The sequence below is a fragment of the Sneathiella chinensis genome, from assembly GCF_012720115.1.
GTDB classification, from domain to species: Bacteria; Pseudomonadota; Alphaproteobacteria; order Sneathiellales; family Sneathiellaceae; genus Sneathiella; species Sneathiella chinensis.
Genome location: NZ_VNWN01000002.1, coordinates 468,650 through 493,374, shown reverse-complemented (window position 1 = coordinate 493,374; position 24,725 = coordinate 468,650). Strand labels below are relative to the sequence as shown.

Here is a 24,725-nt window from a genome sequence, read left to right as displayed (position 1 = left end):
AGAAGGCAATTTTCAAGAACCCGCCCCTTAGTTGACAGATGGATGCTCTTTCAATTTGTCAGACAGTTTAACAACCAGCTTTGACGCGTCAAAATGTTCCCGCAAACGGGCCTCGCCGGACCGGGCGAACCGATCCCGCATTTCCGGGTCACGGATCAGGGTTTCCAGTGCTTCGGACAACTGCTCCGGTTGCCTTTGTTCCACCAGAAGGCCCTGTTCGCCGCTGGTAATCAGTTCCGGGATCGCCGATACCCGTGTGGACACCACGGCAACCCCCTGACTTTGCGCCTCCATTAACACATTTGGCAACCCGTCCCGATCACCATCCTCGGCAATCCGGCTGGCCAGAACAAAAATATCGGACCCTTTCAGGGCGTCCAGAACCGCGTGCTGGGGTTGCGATCCGCTCCATGTGATCCGCTCCGCAAGGCCAAGGTCGGCGGCTTGCTTCTGAAGGGCCGCGAGCAGCGTCCCGCCGCCAATATGGGTAAAATGCCAGGACAGGCTGTCCGGCAACCGGCTCAGCGCAACAAGCAGATCATCATATCCCTTCTTGGCCACGGCCCGCCCCACGGATAAAATCTGAACCGTCTGGTCAGGGCCACTGCCATCCCGCTGGTGAACGCGCTCCACGTGCCGGTCAAACCGGCTGAGATCCAGTCCATGATACAGCAGCTCAACCTTCGCCGGGTCGCTGGCCAGTCCTTTCAGATACGTCACATTGGTCGAGGTGCAGGTCACCAGCCAGTCCAGATCGTCCAGCTTTTCCGACAATTCCCATTCCGGTGAGGTCCAGATGTCCTTGGCATGAGCCGAGCAGGTCCACGGCACCTCCCGGATCATGCTGGCATAGCGGGCAACCGAGGCCGGTGTGTGCAGGAAATGGGCATAGATAAGCCCCGTTTCTTCCGGCAGTTCCGCCGCCAGAACCAGCGCCTGACCGAAGCGACGCCCCCGGTTGGAGGTCCGGTCCCGCCGAAAATCCTGCTTCCAGGTGCGAAAGGCCTTTTTATATCCGGGATAGCGGCGCACTTTCCACCACGCCTTCAGGACCCGCAAGGGTTCCTGATACAGATATTCCGGCAGGTAATTGACCGGGGCCGTAATCTCGTCATGGACAGGGTGGGTTGTCGTATCCGTCGGATGTCGCAGCGACACCAGTTGCAGACGGTGCCCCCGCTTCTCAAGCGCCAGCAATTCCTGGGCAATGAATGTTTCCGACAGGCGGGGATAGCCTTTCAGGACAACCGCAATCACTGATTTCGTTTTCATACCATTCCGGGTCCTGTTCCGCTTTGCTCCAATTCCTCTGCTTCCTCTAGTAAGGGCACGGGGCCGGAAATTCAACCGGCAATAACCGGCCTTTTTCCGGTTCCGCTCGCTGGTTTGCCTGTTTGTGTCCACCGTTATACATTTGCCGCTTGCTGGGGCGGTGGTATTTATGGAAAAGTATCTCTTCCAGTAAAGGTGGGGAGAAACCCGGCGCACGCGCAACAGGAACGGATATCTTTGGATGGAACACAGTATCTACAAATATATTCTGCGCCACAGTAAAAAGCAGCAAATCATCCTGACCCTTCTTTCCTGCGCCTCCTTTCCCTTTCTGTATTACTATCTGGAACTTCCCAAGATCATCATTGATCAGGCCATTCAGGCCAAGGACATCATCTTTCCCATTGAATATTACGGCGTTGAACTGGACCAGACCGAGTTTCTGTATGCCTCGGTCGGCCTGTTTCTGGTGCTGGTGATCATCAACCAGACCTTCAAATATATCATCAATGTCTATCAGGGGATTTCCGGCGAAAGAATGCTGCGGCGGCTGCGCTACGAACTGTACAGCCGTATCCTGCGCTTTCCCCTGCCCACATTCCGCAAGAAAAGCCCCGGCGAAATCATCCCCATGATCACGGCCGAGGTTGAACCCCTTGGCGGGTTCATCGGCGAAGCCTTCGCCCTTCCGGCCTTTCAGGGCGGATATCTGATCGTGATCATGAGTTTCCTGCTTGTCCAGAATGTCTATATGGCCCTTGCGGCCATTGCGCTCTATCCGTTGCAGGCCTATTTCATTCCGAAAATGCAGAAGAAGGTGAACCTGCTGGGCAAGGAACGGGTCCGGTTGGTGCGGATCATGTCGGACCGGATCGGGGAGACAGTCTCCGGCGTTCAGGAAGTTCACGTCCATGACACATCCAACTATTTCCGGGCCCTGTTCACCCGCCAGCTTGGCCTTGTGTTCAATGTGCGCTACCGGATTTATGTCCTGAAATTCATCATCAAGTTTCTCAACAACTTCATCCAGCAGCTGGGACCGTTCTTCTTCTATGCCTTTGGCGGCACCATGGTCATTCAGGGCAATCTGGAAATCGGGACCCTTGTGGCGGCCATTTCGGCCCACAAGGAAATGGCCGCCCCGTGGAAGGAACTGCTGGCCTATTACCAGCGCCGGGAAGATGCCCGCATCAAGTATGAACAGGTCGTCGAACAGTTCGAACCCGCCGGCATGCGCGAGGAAACCCACCAGACCAACGAGCCGGAGACCATCCCCCACCTCACCGGCGAGCTTGCTGCCCACAATATTGTCCTGTCCGATGACACGGGCTCTCCGCAACTGGAAGGATTGAACGTTCGCTTTCCGCTTGGCAAACGGGTCGCCCTTGTGGGCTCTGCCGGTTCCGGCCGGGAGGCCCTGACACAGGTTCTGGCACGCCTGATCGACCCGCACCGGGGAACCATCCGGGCCGGTGAAGTGGACCTGCGCGCCGCACCCGAGGCCGTTACCGGACGCCGGATTTCCTATGTGGGGCAAAGCGGTTATGTGTTCAACACCACCCTTGGAGAGAACCTGTTCTTTGGCCTGAAGCACCGCCCCCTGCATGAGCAAGAGCTTGATCATGACGAGGAGGAAGCGGAATTCCGGGAGAAAGACCGTCAAGAAGTCCGGATCACCGGAAACTCGACCGACGATTACGGCGCGGACTGGATCGATTACGAAAGTGCCGGTGTGACAGACAAACACGCGCTTGATCACAAGGCCATCGAGGTCCTGTCCATGGTGGAACTGGATAATGATGTCTATCAGTTCGGCCTCCGCAGTTCACTGGACCCGGACGAAGACCACGAGACCGCCGGGCAGATATTGGCGGCCCGCCGGTTATTTTACGAGAAACTGGAGGCCGACCCCGGCCTGAAAGACCTTGTCGAGGCGTTCCAGCCGGATAAATACAACACCAACGCCACCATCGGGGAAAACCTGTTGTTCGGCACCCCGGTCGGCAATGCCTTCGATCTGGAGCGACTGGCGGAAAATGCCTATGTCCAGAAAATCCTCGATCGTAGTAACCTGACAGATACCTTCCTGAAAATGGGGTATCAGGTGGCCAGCCTGATGGTCGAACTGTTTGCCGACCTGCCCCCGGACCACGAGTTTTTCCAGCTCTACAGCTTCATTTCCTCCGAGGAACTGCCGGAATATCAGGCCATCCTCAACCGGACCAGTCTGGAAGACATCTCGCATATGCGCGAGGAAGACCGGCTGAAATTCCTGTCGCTTCCCTTCAAGGTCATTCCGTCCCGCCACCGCCTTGGCGTCGTGACAGACGAGGTGCAGGACAGCATCATTGCCGCCCGCAAACTGTTTGCCGAAAACCTGCCGGACCACCTGAAGGACAGCGTCGCCTTCTTTGATGCCAATGCCTACAATCTGGCAGCGAACATTCAGGACAATATCCTGTTCGGCAAGATCGCTTTCGGCTTTGCCCAGGCGGCCGAGAAAATCGGCGCCCTGCTTTCCTCGGTTGTCAACGAACTGGACCTGAAGAAAACCATCATCCGGGTGGGGTTGAATTACAATGTCGGGGCGGCGGGCAGCCGCCTGAATGAAAACCAGCGGCAGAAGCTCTGTATCGCTCGGGCCATCATCAAGCGGCCGGACCTGCTGATCATGAGCCAGTCCACCGCCTCTTTCGATGCCCGGACCCAGCAGAAAATTCTTGAGAATATCCTCAATGAATTTGAGGGACGGACTGTTTTGTGGTCCCTTGAAAAACCTGAAATGGCCTATCTTTTCGACCATATATTAATTATAGGCGGCGGAAAAATAATCGACTCCGGGTCTTATGAAGACCTGAAAGCCGGAAATCCCGCCTTTCAAAAACTAACCGCGTAGCTGATTACCGGGGAAGGAGACACCATCGTGACTTTGAGAGAAGAAGTCGAAACCCTGCGCCAGATTCCCCTGTTTGCCAAGGTGGATCCGTCGAAAGTCAAACTTCTGGCCTTCACGTCCGAACGGGTCACCTTCCAACCCGGCGATCTGGTCTGCGAGCAGGGCACCATGGGCGACGCCGCCTATGTCATCATCAGTGGCAAGGCCGACGTTCAGGTCAACACCCCGTCCGGCAGGATGACAGTGGCCACCCTGTCCAAGAATGATGTGGTGGGCGAGATTGCCATCCTGATCAACATTCCCCGCACGGCAACCATTCAGGCCGCCACAGAACTGACAACCTTGCGCATTACCAAGGATTTGTTCCTGCGCCTGATCCGCGAATTCCCGGAAATGTCCATCGAAATGATGCGGGTTCTGGCCGAACGACTGGTCCGAACCACCGAAGAGTTGCAGAAGGCAAAGGAAAGCCTGCAAAAATCTGACAGCTAGACGCTGGAGCGGACTTTCCCGTGAACAGGTTTCGCCGAAAGGTTCCATTTCAGAAAAACATGTTCTAAGGTCATGGACAGTCTTCTTGCTTGATCAGGTATGTTGCATGAAAATCGGTGTTCCGACGGAAATAAAATCGCAGGAAGGGCGGGTCGCCCTTCTTCCCCCGCAGGTTTCAGACCTGACGGCGCGGGGTCATGATCTGTATGTTCAGGCAGGCGCAGGCAGGCTTTCCGGCGCAAATGACGCGGATTACCAATCCGCCGGCGCGCAAATACTGGAGAGCGGTGAAGAGGTTTTCAAACAGGCGGACCTGATCGTCAAGGTCAAGGAAATCCTGCCCCCGGAATTCCCCTTTCTGGAAAAACGCCACATCCTTCTGACCAATATTCATTCCGCCAATGACCGTCCTCAACTGGATCGGCTTCTGGAGGTTGGCCTGATCGCCATCGCCGCCGAGGATACCCACGAATTTGGCTCTCCCAACTGTCCCCTTGCCGGTGAGGTCGGGGCTTTTGAAGGGGTGCGCCTCACACTGGCCCCCCATGGCGGAACCGGTCGCCATTTCATGGCCCATTTCGGCGCCCCGGCAACGAAGGCCGTGGTCCTTGGCCTTGGGCAGGTGGGACGGGGGGCCCTTCGCACCCTGATATCGCTCGGGCTGGATGTAACGGGCCTTGATATCCACCCCGGTGCCCGCAAACAGGCGGAACTGGACTGGCATCATGCCACCTATCGATCCGGCGAGATCAGTGACCTGCCGGACCTGCTGCCTGACATGGATCTGGTGGTCAACTGTGTCCTGTGGCCCAAGCATCGCGATGACCACCTGATCAGCCGCGCCGATCTTGCCCGCATGAAACCCACCGCCGTGATTGTCGATATTTCCTGTGACGAGGCCGGGGCCGTTGAAACCAGCCGCCCGACAAGCTGGGCCGATCCGGTCTACAGCGTCGATGGTATCCGTCATTTCTGCGTCGACAATATTCCGGGGGCGGTTCCGGCGACCTCCTCTGCCGGATATGCCGCTGCGCTGCTGCCCCATATCAGGGCCATTGCCGAACACGGCCCTCTTGAGGCTTGCCGCCGCAATGGCTGGCTGGCGCGGGGACTTACCTGTATCAATGGCATCCTGACCCATGACGAAGCCGCCCGCGTTCAAAAGCGGGACCATGTCCCGGCCCCCGATTACCTGAAGAAAGCCTAATTCCCGTGCACGTATCCCGTTGGCTTGAGGCCGCGTCCATCTATCGAGACCCCCGTGTTCTCGCAATCCTGTTCCTTGGCTTTTCATCCGGCCTGCCCCTTGCCCTGACCGGCACCACCCTGTCCCTGTGGCTGCGCGAGGAAGGGATCTCCCTCACCTCTATCGGGTTGCTGGCCAATGTGGCGACGCCCTATGCCCTCAAATTCCTGTGGGCGCCGCTGATTGACAAACTGAAACTGCCGGTGCTGCACCGGCTTCTGGGGCGCAGGCGAGGCTGGATGATCCTGACACAGGTGGGGCTGATGCTGTCCATCATCGGGCTCGGGATGGCAAACCCCACCCGGTCCATTGAACTGACGGTCCTGTTTGCCTTTCTGGTGGCGTTCTTTTCGGCCAGTCAGGATATCGTGATTGATGCCTACCGGGTTGAAATCTGTGATGAACGCAGCATGGCCGCCGGGGCCGCCGCCATTGTGTTCGGATACCGGATCGGCATGCTGGTATCCGGGGCCGGGGCCCTTTATCTGGCCACCTTCGTCAGTTGGGACATGACCTATGCCCTGATGTCGGGATGTGTGCTTGTGGGCGTGATTACCATTCTGGCCTCAAGAGAACCGGCAGAGCATAAAGACATCACCCAGACCCCGCTGCCGCAAGGGGCCAATCGTCTGGATGCCTATATCCACTGGATCAAGGATGCGGTGATCCATCCGCTGACGGAATTCATCAGCCGTCCCGGTTGGCTGACGGTCCTGCTGTTCGTCATGTTCTATAAATTCGGCGACAGTCTGGCCGGAGTGATGAGCACACCGTTCTTCTATGATCTGGGCTTTACCAAGATCGATATCGCCAATGTCAGCAAGGTGTACGGCACGGCGGCGACCTTCATCGGACTGGCGATCGGTGGCTGGCTCATGGCGGCCAGCGGGCTGTATCGGACCCTGTGGATTTGCGGCTTCCTGCAACTTGGGTCCAACCTGATGTTTGCGGTTCAGGCCCTCGCCGGCAATGATATCAGCGTCCTTGCCGTGACCGTCGGTGTTGAAAATCTGGCGGGTGGTATGGGAACTGCGGCCTTTGTCGCTTATCTGTCCAGCCTGTGTAACATTTCCTATACGGCCACCCAATACGCGCTGCTTTCCTCCTTCATGGCAACGGCCCGTATCTGGTTTTCATCCCCCGGCGGGTGGCTGGCGGAAAATTTGGGCTGGATCGAATTTTTCCTCCTCACAACCGTAGCGGCAATACCCGGACTTCTGTTACTATGGATATTGACAAGAAAAGGAAACAGGACGCGTCCCGAAGAGGTGGAACAGCCCGCGGGAACGTCTCCATAACAAGAGGCCGAAAAACGGTCCGGGAGGAGAGACCCATGAATATTGCAAACCTGCTGACCCGCACAGCGCGGAACTACCCGACTTATCCGGCACTGGCCCACGGTACATCCACCGTCGCCACCTACAGGGAATTTGAGGCCGCCTCGGCCGGGCTTGCCGGGGCGCTGCTGACAGAATGCGGATTGCAGCCGGGGGACCGGGTGGCCCTGATCATGAAGAACCACCCGCAATACTGGATCGCCCTGTTCGCCATCTGGCGGGCCGGTCTGGTGGCCGTTCCCGTCAATGCCAAACTGCATCTGACGGAATTTGACTATATCCTGCAAAATTCGGACAGCCGCCTGTGCTTTGCCACACCGGAACTGGCCAAGGAACTGGCTGGCCTGACATCCGCCCCCCGCATTGTGGATATCACCAGCGCCGCCTTTGAGCGCATGAAGCAGCAGGCCCCGCAGCCGCTGGCCGATACCGCCCCGGACGATCTGGCCTGGCTGTTCTATACGTCAGGGACCACCGGCAAGCCGAAGGGCGCCATGCTCAGCCACCGCAATCTTCTGGCGGCCACGCTCAGCTATTTTGCGGATGTCACCGGCCATAATCCCGGTGATGCCATTATTCACGCGGCGCCGCAAACCCACGGCTCCGGCCTCTATGGCCTGCCGGTTCTTGCCAAGGGCGGCATTCAGGTCACACCGGATAGCGGCGGGTTCGACCCGGCGGAAACGCTGGAGCTGATCCAACATTACACCAACTGTTGCTTCTTCTTTGCCCCGACCATGATCCACCGCCTGATCGGCAGCGACGCCTTCAAGGGGGCTGATACCAGCAACATCAAGATGATCGTTTATGGCGGCGGCCCCATGTACGAGGCCGATATCCGAAAAGCCCTTGATGCCATCGGCAACCGCTTCTGCCAGATTTACGGACAGGGCGAGGCCCCCATGACCATCACCGCCCTCAGCAACTGGGAACTGGGCAACACGGATCATCCCCGCCGCTCGGAACGGCTGGCATCTGTTGGAACGGAACGCACAGACGTCGAGGTTCGGGTCGTGGATGATGCGGGCACTCCCTGCCCGGTCGGTGAGGTCGGGGAAATTGTTGTCCGGGGTGATGTGGTCATGATGGGTTATTGGAAGAACGAGGCCGCCACCCACGACACCATCCGGGACGGCTGGCTTTACACGGGCGATATGGGCTGTTTCGATGCGGATGGTTTCCTGACCCTGAAAGACCGCTCAAAAGACCTGATCATTTCCGGCGGCACCAATATCTATCCCCGTGAAATCGAGGAAGTGCTGCTGACCCACGCGTCCGTTGCGGAAGTATCCGTTGTCGGCCGCTACCATCCCGACTGGGGCGAGGAGGCCGTTGCCTTCGTGGTTGGCACCAATCCCGCCTCGCCGCCCTCACCGGCTGATCTGGACAGCTTCTGCCTGACCCATATGGCAAGGTTCAAGCGCCCCAAGGATTATATCTTCCTGACCGAACTGCCCAAGAACAACTATGGCAAGGTTCTGAAGACGGAATTACGCCGTCGTCTGGAAACCGATCAGGCCGGGTAACGGTCAGGCCGGATAACGGGATATCTGGTAGCGCAGATGGGTTCGGACAGCGGGCCATTCGCTGGCCACGATGCTGTAGACACAGGTATCCCGAAGGGCCCCGTCGGCCATCTTCTGATGGGCCCTTAAAATCCCGTCCAGCTTGGCCCCCAGCCGCTCAATGGCGGTGCGGCTCTGACGGTTGAAGAAATTGGTGCGAAACTCGACCGCAATACAGTCCAGCGCCTCGAAGGCATGCTCCAGCAGCAAAAGCTTACAATGGGTGTTGAGGCCGGTTCGCTGTACCGATCTGGCATACCATGTTGATCCGATCTCAACCCGTTGCTTGTCCGCCTCGATATTCATGAAGGTGGTCATGCCCACAAGGGTACCCGTCTTTTTATCCCGAACCGCGAAGGGCAACATGGTCCCCTCTTCCTGCAAGCGCAGGCGGCGGGCAATCTCGGCATCCATCCCGGCCTCGTCGGGAACCGACGTATACCAGAGGGTCCAAAGGTCCCCGTCCCGGACCGCCAGACGCAATTCAGGCGCATGGTCGGCAGACAGGGGGATCAGTTCAACCCGATCATCAGAAAGGGTTACCGGTGCAATCCAGGTCATGGCCTATCCTTGAAAAAGAAATTCAGTGGCACCTTTTTTGGCGGCAAAGACGGCCATCTGAAAGGGCCAATTCGGAAAAGTGGTGGGAGCCACAACGAAAAACAGCCGCCCCCAAGGGAAGCGGCTGTTTCACAGGTGTCAGAAACGATCGGCCAAGGCCGAAGCGGTTTACTGTCCGGCTTCGTGGGCAGCCAGCGCCGCCATGTTGACCAGATCGGAAACGGTTGCCCCGATCGGCACGATCTGAACCGGTTTTTCCAGTCCGACCAGCAGCGGGCCGATGACCCGTGTTTCGCCCAGAACCGGTACCAGCTTGGAAGAAATATGGGCAGAATGCAGGCCCGGCATGACCAGAACGTTGGCCGGACCGGACAGGCGGCAGAACGGATACAGCGCCATGATATCCGAGTTCAGGGCCACATCCGCAGACATGTCGCCATCATACTCGAAATCCTGCTCTTCCGCATCCAGCAGGCGCACCGCTTCGCGGATCCGCTCGGATGTGACATGGGCCGGATTGCCGAAGTTGGAGTAGGACAACAGGGCCACACGCGGCTCATGACCAAGGCGGCGGGCAACTTCTGCGGCTTCCTTGGTGATGCTTACCAGATCCTCGGCGTCGGGCATGGTGGTAACGGCCGTATCGGCAATAAACACCGTCCGGCCGCGCCCAACGGCAATGGACACACCGATTGTCTTCTGGCCTTCCTTGGAATCGATGACCTTGCGCACATCCTTGTAAGCAACGGAGAAACGCCGGGTCACGCCTGTAACCATGGCATCCGCATCGCCCAGCGCCACCATACAGGACGCGAAGATATTCCGGTCCTGATTGGCAAGCCGGACACAATCCCGGAACAGATAGCCTTTGCGCTGCAGCCGCTCATAGAGGAAGTTGTGATACTTCTCTCGGTCTTCCATTTCGCGGGCGTTATAAATCTCGATCCCGTCAAGGGTGTCGATACCAAGGGATGTCATCGTTTCCTCGATGATGTCCTTGCGACCGATCAGAACCGGAACGCCGTAACCGGCCTTGCGGAACTCGACGGCGGCGCGGATGACTTTTTCTTCCTCGCCTTCTGCGAAAACAACGCGGCGCGGTGCGGCGCGAACCTCGTCCATGATCATCTGCAGAGAACCGGCGGTCGGGTCCAGACGGGCCCTGAGTTCATTCCGATAGGCCATTTCATCAACGATGGGCTTGCGGGCCACACCGGTTTCCATGGCGGCCTTGGCAACCGCAGTTGGAACATGGCTGATCAGGCGCGGATCAAACGGAACCGGGATGATATAATCCGGGCCATAGACCGGGCGGTTGCCCTTGTAAGCTGCGGCCACCTCGTCCGGCACGTCTTCGCGCGCCAGTTCGGCCAGCGCCTCGGCGGCGGCGATCTTCATTTCCTCGTTAATGGTCGTGGCCCGAACGTCCAGCGCCCCCCGGAAAATATACGGAAAACCAAGGACGTTGTTGACCTGGTTCGGATAGTCGGAGCGGCCGGTGGCCACAATGGCATCCCCGCGCACATCGGCGATATCCTCAGGGCGGATTTCCGGGTCCGGGTTTGCCATGGCGAAAATGATCGGCTTGGCAGCCATTTCCTTGACCATCTGCTTGGTCACGGCCCCCTTGACGGACAGGCCAAGGAACACATCGGCGCCCACCATGGCTTCTTCCAGTGTCCGGTGCTCGGTCTCCACCGCATGGGCGGATTTCCACTGGTTCATGCCATCTTCACGGCCCTTGTAGATCACACCCTTGGTATCACACAGGATCGCATTTTCGTGCGGCAGGCCCATGGCCTTGATCAGTTCGAGACAGGCGATGGCGGCGGCACCCGCACCATTGACGACGACTTTGGTGTTCTTGATATCCCGGCCGGTCAGGTCCAGCGCGTTGATTACACCTGCGGCGCAAATGATGGCCGTGCCATGCTGGTCATCATGGAAAACGGGAATATCCATTTCCTCGCGCAGGCGCTGTTCGATGATGAAGCATTCCGGCGCCTTGATATCCTCAAGGTTAATCCCGCCGAAGCTGGGCCCCATAAAGCGGACGCAGTTGACGAATTCGTCCACATCCTCGGTATCCAGTTCCAGGTCGAAGCAGTCCAGGTCGGCGAACCGCTTGAACAGGACCGCCTTGCCTTCCATCACCGGCTTCGATCCCAGCGCCCCAAGGTTGCCAAGTCCCAGAACTGCCGTCCCGTTGGAAATGACGGCCACCCGGTTGCCCTTGGTGGTAAAATCATAAACAGCATCCGGGTCCTCGGCGATGGCAAGACAGGGCGCCGCCACACCGGGAGAATAGGCCAGACTGAGATCCTGTTGCGTCGCGACAGCCTTGGTCGCTACAATCTCCATCTTTCCGGGTTTGCCTTGTGCATGATATCGTAATGCCTCGTCATATTGACTGGATTCCCGATTGTCGCTCATTTTAATAATTCCTCGCCAAATACTCTTCTCGCGCCCGACCCGGCACTTTCAAAATAATTTCTGACAAACCGGTTGGCAAAACCGGATGCTATGATAGTTTTCATCCATGCCTACAGTAGTAAAAACCAAGTCGCAACAGAATAAGTCAGTAACCCCAATGATGGCGCAGTATCTGGCCATCAAGGCGGACCATCCGGACAGTCTACTATTTTACCGGATGGGGGACTTCTACGAGCTGTTTTTTCAGGATGCGGAAATCGCCGCCGCCTCGCTGGATATTGCCCTGACGAAACGGGGCAAGCACGAAGGGGAAGATATCCCCATGTGCGGCGTTCCGGTTCATTCTGCCGAAGGGTATTTGCTGCGCCTGATCCGCAAGGGTCACCGGGTCGCGGTCGCGGAACAGACCGAAAGTCCCGCCGAAGCCAAGAAGCGCGGTCACAAGTCCGTGGTGGCGCGGGATGTGGTGCGACTGGTCACCCCCGGTACCATCACCGAAGACAGCCTGCTGGATGCCCGCTCCCACAACTTTCTGGTGGCGGTGGCACGGGCCGGAAAGGACTATGCGCTCGCATGGCTCGACATGTCGACGGGCGAGTTTTTCTCAAGCCCGGCAGGGTTCGAGGATATCGCCACCCATCTGTCCCGTCTGCATCCTGGCGAAATCCTTGTCTCTGACAGATGGATGGACGAGGAAGGCATGGAGGATCTGTTCACCGACTGGGGCAGCCAACTGACCCCGCTTCCCTCCGTCCGGTTTGACAGCCAGAACGGCGAAAAGCGCCTGAAAGACCTGTTTGAAGTGTCCGCACTGGACGCCTTCGGCCAGTTTAGCCGGTCTGAACTGGCGGCCTGCGGGGCCCTTGTCGATTATGTGGAACTGACCCAGAAGGGCAAGTTCCCCATGATCAAGCCGCCCCTGCAGCAGGCCAGCGGCGATGTGATGGCCATTGATGCCGCCACCCGCCGCAACCTTGAACTGACCCGGACCATGGGCGGCGACAGGCAGGGCAGCCTGCTGGCCACGCTGGACCGCACCATCACCGGCGCAGGCGCCCGGCGTCTGGCGGCGGATATCGCCAGCCCCCTGACCCGCCCCGCCGACATCCATTACCGTCTGGAAATGACGGACTATTTCTTTGCCGATGATGCCCGCCGCGAAACCCTGCGCGACATCCTGCGCCGCTGTCCCGACATGGAACGGGCCCTGACCCGGATCACCCTTGGTCGCGGCGGCCCCCGCGACCTTGCGGCCATTCGGGATGCACTGGCCGAAACCGCCAATCTGCGCGCCTGCCTGACCGATGCGTCGGATGTTCCGGGGATCGATCATGCGGCGGACCGGTTGGGTTTTCACGCCGAACTGGTTGATGAACTGTTCCGCGCCCTGTCCCCGGAACTGCCGCTTCAGGCCCGCGATGGCGGCTTTATTGCCCGCGAATATCGCCCTGAACTGGACGAATTGAAAACCCTGCGGGATGAAAGCCGCCGGCATATCGCCAACCTGCAAGCCAAATATGCGGAGATGACAAAGGTCCCCTCGCTGAAGGTCAAGCACAACAATGTGCTGGGCTATTTCATCGAGGTCACCCCCCGTTTCGCCGATAATATGGGCGAGGATTTCATCCACCGCCAGACCATGGCCAATGCGATCCGCTATTCCACTGTGGAACTGGGTGAACTGGAAGACAAGATTTCCCGTGCGGCCGACCGGGCGTTGGCGCTTGAACTGGAACTTTATGACATTCTGGTTGGTCGGGTCACCGAATGGGGCCGCAACATCCTGCAGGCGGCCGAGGCCATGGCCGCCCTTGACGTTGCCGCCAGTCATGCGGAAATCGCCAAGGAGCGGAACTATTGCCGTCCCGAGGTGGATGACAGCCTGCAATTCCATATTGAAGGCGGGCGTCACCCCGTGGTGGAAGCCGCCCTTGAAGCCAGTGGCGACGGAACCTTTGTGGCCAATAGCTGTTCCCTTGGCGGGGACAACCGGCTGTGGCTGCTGACCGGTCCCAACATGGCCGGTAAAAGTACCTTCCTGCGCCAGAATGCCCTGATCACGGTCATGGCGCAAATGGGCGCCTATGTGCCTGCGGTCCGGGCCCATATCGGCATTGTCGATCGCCTGTTCAGCCGCGTTGGCGCGGCGGACGATCTGGCCCGGGGCCGGTCCACCTTCATGGTGGAAATGGTGGAAACCGCTTCGATCCTCAATCAGGCGGGAGAGCGGGCCCTGGTCATTCTGGACGAAATCGGCCGCGGTACCGCCACGTTCGACGGTCTGTCCATCGCGTGGGCGACCGTGGAAAATCTGCACGACATCAACCGCTGCCGGGGGCTGTTTGCCACCCACTATCACGAACTGACCGTTCTCTCGACAAAACTGGGGTCCTTGTCGAACCACAGCATGAAGGTTCGAGAATGGAAAGGTGACGTGATTTTCCTGCATGAGGTCGGAGAAGGATCGGCGGACCGGTCCTACGGTATTCAGGTCGCCAAACTGGCGGGTCTTCCGAAGGCCGTTATCAAGCGGGCGGAAAGTGTCCTGTCCCATCTGGAGGAAAACGGCCAGAACGCCAAGACCAACCGCATCGCCAATGACCTGCCGCTGTTCGCCAGTGTGGTCGAGGAAACCCCCGAGCCCGAGGCTATCGCCATCCCGTCCGAGGCGGAAACCCGGCTGCGCGGCGTCGATGTGGATGACATGACACCCCGCGATGCGCTGGCCCTGCTGTATGAACTGAAAGGCCTGCTGCCTGACGAATAACAGCCTGCCCCTGCAACAGGGACGTGACAAACTTTCGGCAGAAGATTAATCTTTTGCCGAAAAGCAGAAATAAAAAAGAAAAAGAGGAGCGTCCCTAATGTTTGATCTGTCAGGAAAAAACGCCATCATTACCGGTTCCAGCAAGGGAATTGGCAAGGCGATTGCCCATCAGATGGCACTGGCCGGTGCAAAAGTCACCATTTCCAGCCGCAAGGCCGAAGTGTGCGAAGAGGTTGCCAAGGAAATCAATGACAGCCTGCCGGAAGGCTGCGCCGGAAAGGCAATCGTCATCCCCTGCAACATCAATTCCAAGGAATCCCTTCAGAATCTGGTCGATGAAGCCCATGAAAAGCTGGGACAGATTGATATTCTGGTCTGTAACGCGGCCCTGAACCCGTTCTTCGGCTCTTCCATGGATATCCCGGATGATGCCTTTGACAAGATCATGGATGCCAACATCAAGTCCAACCACTGGCTGTGCAACATGGTCCTGCCGGAAATGAAGGCCCGCAAGGATGGCGCGATCATCATCGTTTCCTCCATTGGCGGTCTGCGGGGGTCCCCGGTTCTGGGTGCCTACAGCATTTCCAAGGCTGCGGACATGCAGTTGGCCCGCAATCTGGCCGTGGAACATGGCCCGGACAACATCCGCGTCAACGCCATCGCCCCCGGCCTGATCCAGACCGATTTCGCCAAGGCCCTGTGGGAAAACCCGGAAATCCTGAAACGCGCCACTTCCCGCGCTCCGCTGCAACGGATTGGCCAGCCAGAGGAAATCGCCGGTGCTGCCGTGTTCCTGGCGTCCAGCGCCGGCACCTTCATGACCGGTCAGACCCTGACCATTGATGGTGGCCAGACCATCACCTGACCTGCTGCCGAAGCGGCCCGGCACTGCCGGGCCCATCCGCCCATCCCCCGGATAATTCCGCCAAGACCATACGGGAATGCTGCCAAACCACTTTCTTGTGCTATAACATCCCTGTAGCGGATGATTATCTTTCTTCTGGCAAGGAATACGGGAATACTGGCATGGCAAAAGTCCCCAACCAACGTGACATCATAGACCGCAAGACACTGGTCTCCGATCTCGCCTTGCTGGTGGATGACTTTGCCCCGACCAGCATGGAATTTCGCAATGCCGTCCTGAAAAAGCTGAAACAGGCTCTGGCCAGCGGACAGGACGAAATCAAGCGGCGCTTCATGGAAAACAACAAGGGTCGCCCGTCCATGCATGCGGCCAGTTTCCTCATGGACCAGATCATCCGGGTCATCTACGACGTGGCCACCGAATATATCTATCCCCTCAGCAACCCGACACCATCGGAAAAACTCTCCCTGCTGGCGGTTGGCGGGTACGGACGCGGCGAACTGGCCCCCCACTCGGATGTGGACCTCTTGTTCCTGTTCCCCTACAAGCAAACCGCCTGGAGTGAGCAAGTCGTTGAATTCACCCTCTATATGCTGTGGGATCTGGGGCTGAAGGTCGGCCATGCCACCCGCACCACGGATGAATGTATCCGGCTGTCCCGTCAGGACATCACCATCCAGACCGCTCTGCTGGAAGCCCGCTATCTGTGGGGCGACAAGGAACTGGCGACGGAGCTCAGAAACAAGTTCATGAAGGAGATCGTCGCCGGGAACGGCAAGCAGTTCATCGAGGCCAAGCTGCATGAACGGGACGAACGGCACAAGAAATACGGCAATTCCCGCTATGTGGTGGAACCCAACCTGAAGGAAGGCAAGGGCGGCCTTCGCGACTTGCAAACCCTGTTCTGGCTTGCCAAGTTCCTGTACAGCACCACCGAGGTGTCGGAACTGGAGCGGCGCGGGGTTTTCACCCGCTCGGAACGGCAACGCCTGACCAAGGCGTCAAACTTCCTGCGCACCGTGCGCTGTCACCTGCATTACCTGACCAACCGGCCCGAGGAACGGCTGACCTTCGATGTACAGGGGGAACTGGCCGCCCGGCTTGGATATACGGATCACGCGGGCACCCTTGGCGTCGAACGGTTCATGAAGCATTACTTCCTGATTGCCAAGGATATCGGCGACCTGACCCGAATTTTCTGCGCCAATCTGGAAGCCATGCACCAGAAGAAAAGCCGGCTGTCCCTGCCCCGCATCGGCCTTCTGAAACGAAAAGTGGACGGCTTTCGCGCCGAAGGCGGGCGACTTGATTTCCTCTCTGAAGAAGATATTTTTTCCGACCCGGTCAAGATCCTTGGCCTGTTTCATGTGGCCCAGAACCGGGGGCTTGACGTTCACCCGAACGCGCTTCGCCTGATCCGCCGCAACCTCAAGCTCATCAATCGCAAGCTCCGCCAGAATGAAGAGGCCAACCGCCTTTTCATGGAAATGCTGACCAGCCGCAAGGACCCGGAAACCACCCTGCGCCGCCTGAACGAGGCGGGCGTATTTGGCAAATTCATCCCCGATTTCGGACGCGTTGTCGCCCAGATGCAGCATGACATGTATCATGTCTATACCGTGGACGAGCATACCATCCGGGCCATTGGCATCCTGTCCCATATCGAGGATGGCCTGCTGTCCGAGGAACATCCCCTCAGTCACCGGATCATGCCAAAGATTGTCTCGCGGCGTGTTCTGTATACGGCTGTGCTGCTGCATGACATTGCCAAGGGGCGCGGCGGCGATCATTCGGTTCTGGGCGCGGATGTTGCCAAACGGCTGTGTCCCCGGCTGGGCTTGACCGCATCCGAAACGGAAACCGTCGCCTGGCTTGTGCGATACCATCTGTTGTTCAGCAATTTTGCCTTCAAGCGGGATATCAGCGACCCCAAGACCGTTGCCGATTTTGTCCAGATCATCCAAAGCCCGGTCCGTCTGAAACTGCTGCTGATCCTGACGGTGGTGGATATCCGGGCGGTCGGGCCCAATGTCTGGAACGGCTGGAAAGGGCAATTGCTGCGGGATCTTTATTATGCCAGTGAAACGGCGCTGACGGGCGGTCACATTTCCGATGGCCGCACCAAGCGGGCCGATTACAACAAGGGGCGCCTTGCCGAAACCCTGACCGACTGGTCGGACGAGGAACGGGACGCCCATCTGGCCCGGTTCTACGAATCCTACTGGGTGTCCAACAGTCTGGAAATCCACAAGCATCATGCCGAACTGATGCGGGCTGCCGACCGCACGGATGACACCCTGACCATCGAGGCCGTCAGTGACCAGTTCCAGTCGGTCACCGAGGTCACCGTCTATACCCCCGACCATCCCGGCCTGTTTGCCCGCATTGCCGCCGCCATGTCCCTGTCCGGTGCCAGTATCGTGGATGCCAAAATCCACACCACCGTTGACGGCATGGCCCTTGACAGCTTTGTCATTCAGGACATGGAGGGCAACGTGTTCGATCAGGGGGACCGCATGAAACGGCTGCGGGCCACCATTGAGGACACCCTCAAGGGCAAGCGCAAGGCCCATATCGAACTGACCACCCGCGAACATTCCAGCCTGCCCAGCAGAACCCGGGTCTTCAAGGTGGAACCGGCTGTCATGATCGACAACAAGGCATCCAACATCCATACGGTGATCGAGGTGCATGGCCGCGACCGGGTCGGCCTGCTGGCGGAACTGACCCGCGCCCTGTTCACCCTGTCCCTGTCCATTTCATCCGCCCATATCGCCACCTATGGAGAGCGGGCCGTTGACGTTTTTTATGTCAAAGACATGTTCGGCCTTAAAATCACCAATGATGTGAAGTTAAGAAGTATTGAGGAAAAGTTGATTGAGGTCTTGAGCGAGCCGGAAAAACCCCGCAAAAAGTCCGCCAAATCGAAAAAATCACAGGTGGAAAAAACACAGTGAGCTTGTTCAGATCAGTTGCTACCGTCGGCGGGTTTACCATGATCAGCCGTATTCTCGGTTTCGTGCGCGACATTCTTGTGGCCGCCGTGATCGGGGCAGGCCCTATCTCCGACGCCTTTTTTGTGGCCTTCCGAATTCCCAACATGTTTCGCAGACTGGTGGCTGAAGGCGCGTTTTCAGCGGCGTTCGTTCCCATGTTTGCCCGCCAGCTTGAAGGCAAAAGCGAAAAGGAAGCCCTTGATTTTGCCTCTCACGCCCTTGGGTTCCTGACCGGGTTCCTGTTTCTTTTTTCCGCCCTGTTCATGATCTTCATGCCCTTTTTGATGCAGTATCTTGCCCCCGGTTTCGAGCCGGGCGGCCTGCGGTTTGAACTGGCGGTGGACTATACCCGGATCACCTTTCCCTATCTGGCCTGCATGGCGGTGGTTGCCTTGCTGGGCGGGGTCCTCAACGCCTATTACAAGTTTGCCGCCATGTCGGCGGCCCCGATCCTGCTGAACATCATCCTGATCGGCTGTCTTGTCTATTCCCTGTCCGGGGCGGATACGGACGCAGGGTTGATCCTGTCCTGGGGGGTTGCCGCAGCCGGTGTTGCCCAGGTCCTGTTCCTGATTGTTGCCTGCCGCCGGGCCGGTGTCAGCCTGCCCCTGCAGCGGCCCCGCCTGACCCCCAAAATCCGCCGCCTGTTCAAATTGATGCTGCCGGGTCTTCTGGGGGCCGGGGTGTTGCAGATCAATATTCTGGTTGGCACCATTATCGCCTCGCTTCTGGCCACCGGCTCCATTTCCTATCTCTATTATGCCGACCGGGTTTATCAGTTGCCGCTTGGGGTGATCGGGATTGCCATGGGCACCGCTCTACTGCCCCTGTTGTCCCGCCAGTTACGGGCCGGAGAAGAAGGCCCCGCCGCCCACACCATGAACCGGGCGGTGGAACTCTCCATGCTGTTCACCCTGCCGGCTGCGGCGGCCCTGATGACCATCTCGCTGCCGGTGATTTCGGTCCTGTTCCAGCGCGGCGCCTTTGACGCGGCGGCCAGCCAGACCACCGCCGCCGCCCTTGTGGCCTTTGCCAGCGGCCTGCCCGCCTATGTACTGACCAAGGTCTATGCCCCCGGCTTTTTCGCCCGCGAAGATACCACCACACCGGTGGTTATCGGCATCCTGTCCATGCTGCTCAATGTGGCGCTCAGCCTGCTGCTGATCGGCAGCCTCAATCATGTAGGCATTGCCCTTGCCACCTCGCTGTCGGCGTGGGCCAATGCGGCGATGCTGTGGTTTCTGCTGTCCCGAAAGGGCCATTACAAGGCGGACCGCCGTCTGTTCCTGCGGGTTGCCGCGATGCTTCTGGCCTCGGCCATCATGGCGGCGGGCCTCTATCTTGGCGAACAGTATCTGGCCGGCTGGCTGTCCGGGTCCCTCACCCAACGGGTGCTGGCCCTTGGGGGGCTTGTGGTCGGGGGGGCGACCCTGTTTTTCTGTGCGGCGTTCGTTTTGGGGGCGGCCCGCATCCGCGAGGTCAAATCCCTGCTGCTAAGGCGCAAAACCACCTGATAACGGTATAATAAGTTGACGGGGCAAGGCTGCCTTGCAATAAATCCCGGACTTGATCTCTTAGAATTATCGCCGCCCGCGCACCCCGTCCCCGGTTCGTGCCGGGCCCGTGTCCAAAGCGTGAGGAGCGTTTTATGTCTCGTATTTTCTCCGGTGTACAGCCGTCCGGTAACCTTCATCTTGGCAACTATCTGGGTGCAATCCGCAACTTCGTGGGTCTTCAGGAAGACTATGAATGCATCTATTGCGCCGTTGACATGCATGCCATTACCGTCTGGCAAGAGCCGGAGCAGCTTCGGAACAATATCCGCGAGGTGGCCGCCGCCTATCTTGCATCCGGTGTCGACCCGAAACGGTCCATTATCTTTTCCCAAAGCAGCGTCAGCGCCCATGCCGAACTGGCGTGGATTTTCAACTGCGTCGCCCGGATCGGCTGGATGAACCGCATGACACAGTTCAAGGAAAAGGCCGGTAAGAACCGCGAAAACGCGTCTCTTGGCCTGTATGCCTACCCGTCCCTGATGGCCGCCGATATCCTGACCTATAAAGCGACCCACGTACCGGTCGGCGAAGATCAGAAACAGCATCTGGAACTGACCCGCGACATTGCCCAGAAATTCAACAATGATTACGGCACCGAAACATTCCCGCTGGTGGAGCCGCTGATCTTTGGAGAGGCCACCCGCGTCATGTCCCTGCGGGACGGCTCCAAGAAAATGTCCAAGTCTGATCCCAGCGACTATTCCCGGATCACCCTGATGGATTCCCGTGACGACATCGCGAAGAAACTGAAAAAGGCCCGGACCGATGCCGATCCCCTTCCCGAAGATCCGGCCGACCTGAAAGACCGCCCGGAAGCGGACAATCTGGTCGGGATTTATGCCGCGCTGGCCAATGTCAGCAAGGCGGATGTCCTGAAGGAATATGCCGGGTCCCAGTTCTCCACCTTCAAGCCGGCCCTGACCGACCTTGCGGTTGAACAGTTTGGCCCCATCGGCGAGGAAATGAAACGCCTGATGGATGACAAGGCACAGGTGGATGCCATCCTGAAGGACGGTGCGGAACGGGCTGCGGCCATCGCTGCCCCGATCATTCGGGAAGTCAAGGAAACGGTCGGCTTTATCGTTCCCTGACACCGGGATTGGCGGGTACCGCTTGTAACGATCCAGAATTGACCATACATCAAGGTTTGTCCGGCAAATGAAAGAGCATGGGATATGAGTGAAATCGGAACAGGCGGTTCTCCCGTCAAGACAAGAGGCACCCGATTGGGCCGGGGCGGTCGCAAGATCGCCTACGGTCTGGTGCTGGCAATCCTGCTGTATTATGTCGGCGGAATGATCTGGATTCACAAGATCGACGACGACCTGAAATTCACCCCGTCTGAAGAAAACCGGGTCGCCGGGGGAAGCCAGACCGTTGCCATGGTGGCCGGCCTGATCGACCGGGAAATCAATGACAACCGCTGGACGGCGAACGATCCTTTCTTCATGCCTGCCGCACTGCTGGACAACATGCCCAACTACCAGCAGGGCATTGTGTCCGCGCTGGCCCGCTTCACCTTTGAACTGACCGACCAGATCGGCCGGACCCGTGGTTCCAGCCAGACCGACCCGGACCTGCAGGAAGCCGCCGGGCTGCTGCAATATTCCGGCACCAAATGGGTTTGGGACCCGACGGTTTCCCTGCTGCCGACAGCCGCCTCGGAAAAGCAGTATGAAAAGGCCCGCGTCTCGCTGAACAGTTACAACCGGCGCCTTGCCGAAGGCCGCGCCGTTTTCGAAAAGCGCGGGGATAACCTGCTGGCCACGCTGGACCGGATTGCCCTTGATATCGGGTCCTCCACCGCTACCATCGACAAGCATATTGCCGAAACCTCCGGCGCCTATATCGATTTTCAGGCCGATGACCTGTTTTACGGCTTCAAGGGGCAGGGCTATGCCTACTACATGATCCTGCAGGGCCTGTCACAGGACTATGAAGGGCTGATCCGCGAGCGGGAACTGGGCAATGCCTGGTCCCAGATGCTGGACAGCTTCCGGTCCGTTGTGGAACTGGATCCGATGGTCATTTCCAATGCAAAAACCGATGGCCAGCTGTTCCCCAATCACCTGACCGCGCAAGGGTTCTATTTGCTGCGTGCCCGCACCCAGCTTCGCGAGATCAGCAACATTCTCTTGAAATAAGTCACCATTCGGTGGCAGGATAATCGACGGATACAACGAATGACGGAGCGTGCATGACCGAACAGAACAACGGTTCCAAGCGTCGAAACAAGTTCCTGGTGGTTGTTGACGATACACCCGAATGTAAAACGGCAATCCGCTTTGCCTGCCGCCGGGCGTGGCATGTGGGCGGCGGCGTTACGCTTCTCAATGTGATCGAGCCGCCGGACTTCCAGCACTGGATGGGGGTCGAACAGGTCATGCGGGACGAAGCCCGTGAAGCCGCGGAAGAATTGCTGCAATCCCTGGCCGAGCAAATCCGCAAAGACACCAACATCATTCCCGAATTTGCCATCCGCGAAGGCAATACAAAGGAACAGCTTCTTCAACTGATCGAGGAAGACCCGGATATCCGTATTCTGGTTCTGGCCGCTTCACCCGATACCGGGGGGCCCGGCCCGCTGGTCAAGAGCCTTGTCGGGGAAATGTCCGGCACCTTCGCCATCCCCATAACGGTTGTCCCGGGCAACCTGAATGACCAGCAACTTGATGCTGTCAGCTAGGGAAACGGAGATTCTCCCTTTCCCGGCCACCCCTGCCTTCTCAGTCCCGCAAAAAAAGATATAAATTGTTGAAAATTATATATTTTTTTGGTTTTCAATCAGGACTTGCAATTAACCTTTCTTTAATACATAGTCCGTCTCTCTGACCGTGGTAAAAGTGATAATCACGGCAAAAACACACAGTATATGGTATGTGGAGTGGGCAAAAGACACTGTATGTCGTAAAACGATCAGAGTCGCCAAAGAATTGGCACCGGTGTTGCTCAAAACAGGAAATGCGTCAGATTACAAATGCTCTCGGCTCCAGCAAGGTAGCAACCCTTCTTGCCCTTGGAATGGCCGGCCTTTATGCAATCACGGAATTCGGTACCCACGACACCATGACGGCCACCGCCGCCTTGTCGGACAGCGAAATTTCGGGTCGGGCACAGACAGAACGGAACAGCCTTGCGGGTATTCCCCTGCCGCTGCTTCGGCCGGATGACCTGCCTTATATCGAGCAACCCCATCATGTAAACGTCGCCTCGCTGGCAGACAGCCTTGATGATGCGTCCTTTGACCTTGCGGACATCCGGGCCGGGGCCCCTGTTCCCCGATATTTTGTTGAACATATTCCGGTCGGCATTCTTGACCTGACCGATGTGAAAGAGAAAAAGCGGCTGTTCCTGTCCGTGGCCCTGCCACTGGTGCTGAAGGTCAATGAGGAAATCACCAGCCGCCGCAACCGCCTTGTCCAGATTGTCCGCGCCAGAATCGCAGGGCATGAATTGTCGGAAGGGGACGCAAGCTGGCTCAAGAACACCGCCAGTTACTACGAAACCTCCCCCACCAAAACCGCAGAGCTTCTGGAACGCATTCAGCCCGTGCCCGTCTCTCTCGCCCTTGCCCAGAGTATCGAGGAATCCGGGTGGGGAACGTCTCGCTTTGCGCGGGAAGGCAACGCCCTGTTCGGACAGCGTGTCTGGGCACAAGGCAACGGTATTGTTCCGCACGGACGCGCCGATGGCCAGAAATACGAGGTCAAGACCTTCGCCACACTGGAACAATCCATTCGTGAATATGTCCACAACCTGAACAGTCATCCCGCCTATGCGGAATTCCGGGATGAACGCAGCCGTCTTCTGATCGGGAATGATACGGCCAGCGGCTATGAACTGGCCGACTCGCTCCTCTCCTACTCAGAACGGGGAGAGGATTATGTGGAGACCATCCGCTCCCTCATGGAGGTCAACCGCCTGACCCAGTTCGATGATGCCGAACTGGCCCCGGAACAGGTGGTTCAGGTCTTCAACTGATCCAGCAGACGCCCCGCGCCGTCAGCCATAAAGCCTGTATCCGACGCACAGAGCAGAAGATCGAAGCCTTCCGCAAACATCTGCAAGGTGTTTTCCGGCCCCTTTGACACACAGCCAAGCGGCTTGCCCGTGGCCCGGATGCGGTCTCGCGCCTCCTCGAACAGGGCCTTGACCTCGGGGTCGTCAAACTGCCCCAGCTTTCCGATACTGCCGGACAGGTCCGCCGGACCGATAAACAGCATATCGACGCCGTCAACGGCAGCAATTTCCTCGATATTTCCCACCGCCTCGGCGCTTTCGATCTGGCAGATCACAAACAGCTTCTGTTCGAACCCGGACAGATATTCCTGTGTCCAAAGGCCAAACCCGCTGGCCCGTGTTGCCCCCATACCGGCGCCGCGCTTGCCCTTTGGCGGGAAATAGCAGGCATCGACAATGGCGCGGGCTTCCGCCGCGGTATTGACGCAGGGGAACATGATCCCCTCCATCCCCGCATCCAGCGCCCGCTTCACATCCGCCGGATCGTGAGAGGTCAACCGGATCAGGGCACTGGAATCGCCTGCGGCCCGCACCGCACGCAACTGGTTGATGGCCTCCGGCAAGGTGCCGGTCCCGTGTTCATGATCGATCAGGATCATGTCGAAACCACTGGCCCCCAGAATATCGGCGGCTTCTGCCGATCCGGAAAACAGCCAGCAGCCTGTGGCCTTGCCGCCCCGGGCAAGGGTTTCAGCCAATCGTCCAGTTGCCTTCAT

17 protein-coding genes are annotated in these 24,725 nt (G+C 58.3%); 13 read left to right on the top strand and 4 right to left on the bottom strand.

Annotation, left to right across the window (positions count from 1 at the left end):
- Nucleotides 1-27: 27 nt before the first annotated feature.
- On the bottom strand, nt 28-1,272 hold the full coding sequence (locus FQB27_RS02295) for a glycosyltransferase family 4 protein (RefSeq protein WP_169559247.1): 1,245 nt from the start codon (nt 1,270-1,272) through the stop codon (nt 28-30).
- A 241-nt stretch (nt 1,273-1,513) separates the two neighbouring features.
- On the opposite strand from FQB27_RS02295, the gene FQB27_RS02290 reads away from it, so the two are divergent.
- The 5 genes from FQB27_RS02290 (at nt 1,514) to FQB27_RS02270 (ending at nt 8,769) form a co-directional block, all read left to right on the top strand.
- Complete coding sequence (locus tag FQB27_RS02290; protein WP_169559246.1) at nt 1,514-4,168, top strand: ABC transporter transmembrane domain-containing protein; 2,655 nt, start codon at nt 1,514-1,516, stop codon at nt 4,166-4,168.
- A gap of 27 nt (nt 4,169-4,195) precedes the next feature.
- Nucleotides 4,196-4,660 carry a cyclic nucleotide-binding domain-containing protein gene (locus FQB27_RS02285; RefSeq protein WP_169559245.1) on the top strand — a complete coding sequence of 155 codons (465 nt, stop codon included), beginning with the start codon at nt 4,196-4,198 and terminating at the stop codon, nt 4,658-4,660.
- Between the two features lie 106 nt (nt 4,661-4,766).
- Nucleotides 4,767-5,867: an alanine dehydrogenase gene (locus tag FQB27_RS02280; protein ID WP_169559244.1), complete on the top strand. Its 1,101-nt coding sequence runs from the start codon at nt 4,767-4,769 to the stop codon at nt 5,865-5,867.
- A 5-nt stretch (nt 5,868-5,872) separates the two neighbouring features.
- Entirely contained in the window at nt 5,873-7,204 is a 1,332-nt protein-coding gene (locus FQB27_RS02275; RefSeq protein WP_169559243.1) for an AmpG family muropeptide MFS transporter, read from the top strand.
- 35 nt (nt 7,205-7,239) lie between these two features.
- Nucleotides 7,240-8,769, top strand: a complete 1,530-nt coding sequence (locus tag FQB27_RS02270; protein WP_169559242.1) for an AMP-binding protein — start codon at nt 7,240-7,242, stop codon at nt 8,767-8,769.
- Between the two features lie 3 nt (nt 8,770-8,772).
- Here FQB27_RS02270 and FQB27_RS02265 read toward each other — a convergent pair whose 3' ends face one another.
- Both FQB27_RS02265 and FQB27_RS16865 read right to left on the bottom strand, forming a co-directional pair.
- On the bottom strand, nt 8,773-9,369 hold the full coding sequence (locus FQB27_RS02265; RefSeq protein WP_169559241.1) for a GNAT family N-acetyltransferase: 597 nt from the start codon (nt 9,367-9,369) through the stop codon (nt 8,773-8,775).
- Nucleotides 9,370-9,537: 168 nt separating this feature from the next.
- Nucleotides 9,538-11,802: an NADP-dependent malic enzyme gene (locus tag FQB27_RS16865; RefSeq protein WP_169559240.1), complete on the bottom strand. Its 2,265-nt coding sequence runs from the start codon at nt 11,800-11,802 to the stop codon at nt 9,538-9,540.
- A 157-nt stretch (nt 11,803-11,959) separates the two neighbouring features.
- Here FQB27_RS16865 and mutS point away from each other — a divergent pair, with 157 nt between their 5' ends.
- From mutS to FQB27_RS02220, 8 genes are all read left to right on the top strand, one after another.
- A complete protein-coding gene (mutS, locus tag FQB27_RS02255) occupies nt 11,960-14,569 on the top strand; it encodes a DNA mismatch repair protein MutS (RefSeq protein WP_169559239.1) in 2,610 nt (869 codons plus the stop codon).
- Nucleotides 14,570-14,666: 97 nt separating this feature from the next.
- The gene (locus tag FQB27_RS02250; protein ID WP_169559238.1) at nt 14,667-15,437 is read left to right on the top strand and encodes an SDR family NAD(P)-dependent oxidoreductase; all 771 of its coding nucleotides are present in this window, start codon (nt 14,667-14,669) and stop codon (nt 15,435-15,437) included.
- A gap of 161 nt (nt 15,438-15,598) precedes the next feature.
- Nucleotides 15,599-18,394 (top strand): [protein-PII] uridylyltransferase, encoded by a 2,796-nt coding sequence (locus FQB27_RS02245; RefSeq protein WP_169559237.1) that lies wholly within the window; start codon nt 15,599-15,601, stop codon nt 18,392-18,394.
- Nucleotides 18,391-19,947, top strand: coding sequence for a murein biosynthesis integral membrane protein MurJ (murJ, locus tag FQB27_RS02240; RefSeq protein ID WP_169559236.1), 1,557 nt, complete (start codon nt 18,391-18,393; stop codon nt 19,945-19,947). Before FQB27_RS02245 ends, murJ begins: the two co-directional genes overlap by 4 nt.
- Before the next feature lie 134 nt (nt 19,948-20,081).
- Nucleotides 20,082-21,080 carry a tryptophan--tRNA ligase gene (gene trpS / locus FQB27_RS02235; protein WP_169559235.1) on the top strand — a complete coding sequence of 333 codons (999 nt, stop codon included), beginning with the start codon at nt 20,082-20,084 and terminating at the stop codon, nt 21,078-21,080.
- 84 nt (nt 21,081-21,164) lie between these two features.
- Nucleotides 21,165-22,133, top strand: coding sequence for a DUF2333 family protein (locus tag FQB27_RS02230; protein WP_169559234.1), 969 nt, complete (start codon nt 21,165-21,167; stop codon nt 22,131-22,133).
- A gap of 53 nt (nt 22,134-22,186) precedes the next feature.
- Nucleotides 22,187-22,675, top strand: a complete 489-nt coding sequence (locus FQB27_RS02225) for a universal stress protein (protein WP_169559233.1) — start codon at nt 22,187-22,189, stop codon at nt 22,673-22,675.
- Nucleotides 22,676-22,950: 275 nt separating this feature from the next.
- Nucleotides 22,951-23,970: a glucosaminidase domain-containing protein gene (locus tag FQB27_RS02220; protein ID WP_169559232.1), complete on the top strand. Its 1,020-nt coding sequence runs from the start codon at nt 22,951-22,953 to the stop codon at nt 23,968-23,970.
- Here the strand turns inward: FQB27_RS02220 and FQB27_RS02215 are convergent.
- Nucleotides 23,955-24,725, bottom strand: coding sequence for an HpcH/HpaI aldolase family protein (locus FQB27_RS02215; protein ID WP_169559231.1), 771 nt, complete (start codon nt 24,723-24,725; stop codon nt 23,955-23,957). The two genes, FQB27_RS02220 and FQB27_RS02215, sit on opposite strands and share 16 nt — an antisense overlap.

What these genes read in the sequence shown, in the direction of transcription:
- FQB27_RS02225 (WP_169559233.1), top strand. Translation starts at nt 22,187, where the DNA reads ATGACCGAACAGAACAACGGTTCCAAGCGTCGAAACAAGTTCCTGGTG.
- FQB27_RS02265 (WP_169559241.1), bottom strand. Translation starts at nt 9,369, where the DNA reads ATGACCTGGATTGCACCGGTAACCCTTTCTGATGATCGGGTTGAACTG.
- trpS (WP_169559235.1), top strand. Translation starts at nt 20,082, where the DNA reads ATGTCTCGTATTTTCTCCGGTGTACAGCCGTCCGGTAACCTTCATCTT.
- FQB27_RS02295 (WP_169559247.1), bottom strand. Translation starts at nt 1,272, where the DNA reads ATGAAAACGAAATCAGTGATTGCGGTTGTCCTGAAAGGCTATCCCCGC.
- FQB27_RS02245 (WP_169559237.1), top strand. Translation starts at nt 15,599, where the DNA reads ATGGCAAAAGTCCCCAACCAACGTGACATCATAGACCGCAAGACACTG.
- FQB27_RS02230 (WP_169559234.1), top strand. Translation starts at nt 21,165, where the DNA reads ATGAGTGAAATCGGAACAGGCGGTTCTCCCGTCAAGACAAGAGGCACC.
- FQB27_RS02290 (WP_169559246.1), top strand. Translation starts at nt 1,514, where the DNA reads ATGGAACACAGTATCTACAAATATATTCTGCGCCACAGTAAAAAGCAG.
- FQB27_RS02220 (WP_169559232.1), top strand. Translation starts at nt 22,951, where the DNA reads ATGCGTCAGATTACAAATGCTCTCGGCTCCAGCAAGGTAGCAACCCTT.
- FQB27_RS02215 (WP_169559231.1), bottom strand. Translation starts at nt 24,725, where the DNA reads ATGAAGGCAACTGGACGATTGGCTGAAACCCTTGCCCGGGGCGGCAAG.
- mutS (WP_169559239.1), top strand. Translation starts at nt 11,960, where the DNA reads ATGATGGCGCAGTATCTGGCCATCAAGGCGGACCATCCGGACAGTCTA.
- FQB27_RS02270 (WP_169559242.1), top strand. Translation starts at nt 7,240, where the DNA reads ATGAATATTGCAAACCTGCTGACCCGCACAGCGCGGAACTACCCGACT.
- FQB27_RS02280 (WP_169559244.1), top strand. Translation starts at nt 4,767, where the DNA reads ATGAAAATCGGTGTTCCGACGGAAATAAAATCGCAGGAAGGGCGGGTC.
- FQB27_RS16865 (WP_169559240.1), bottom strand. Translation starts at nt 11,802, where the DNA reads ATGAGCGACAATCGGGAATCCAGTCAATATGACGAGGCATTACGATAT.
- FQB27_RS02250 (WP_169559238.1), top strand. Translation starts at nt 14,667, where the DNA reads ATGTTTGATCTGTCAGGAAAAAACGCCATCATTACCGGTTCCAGCAAG.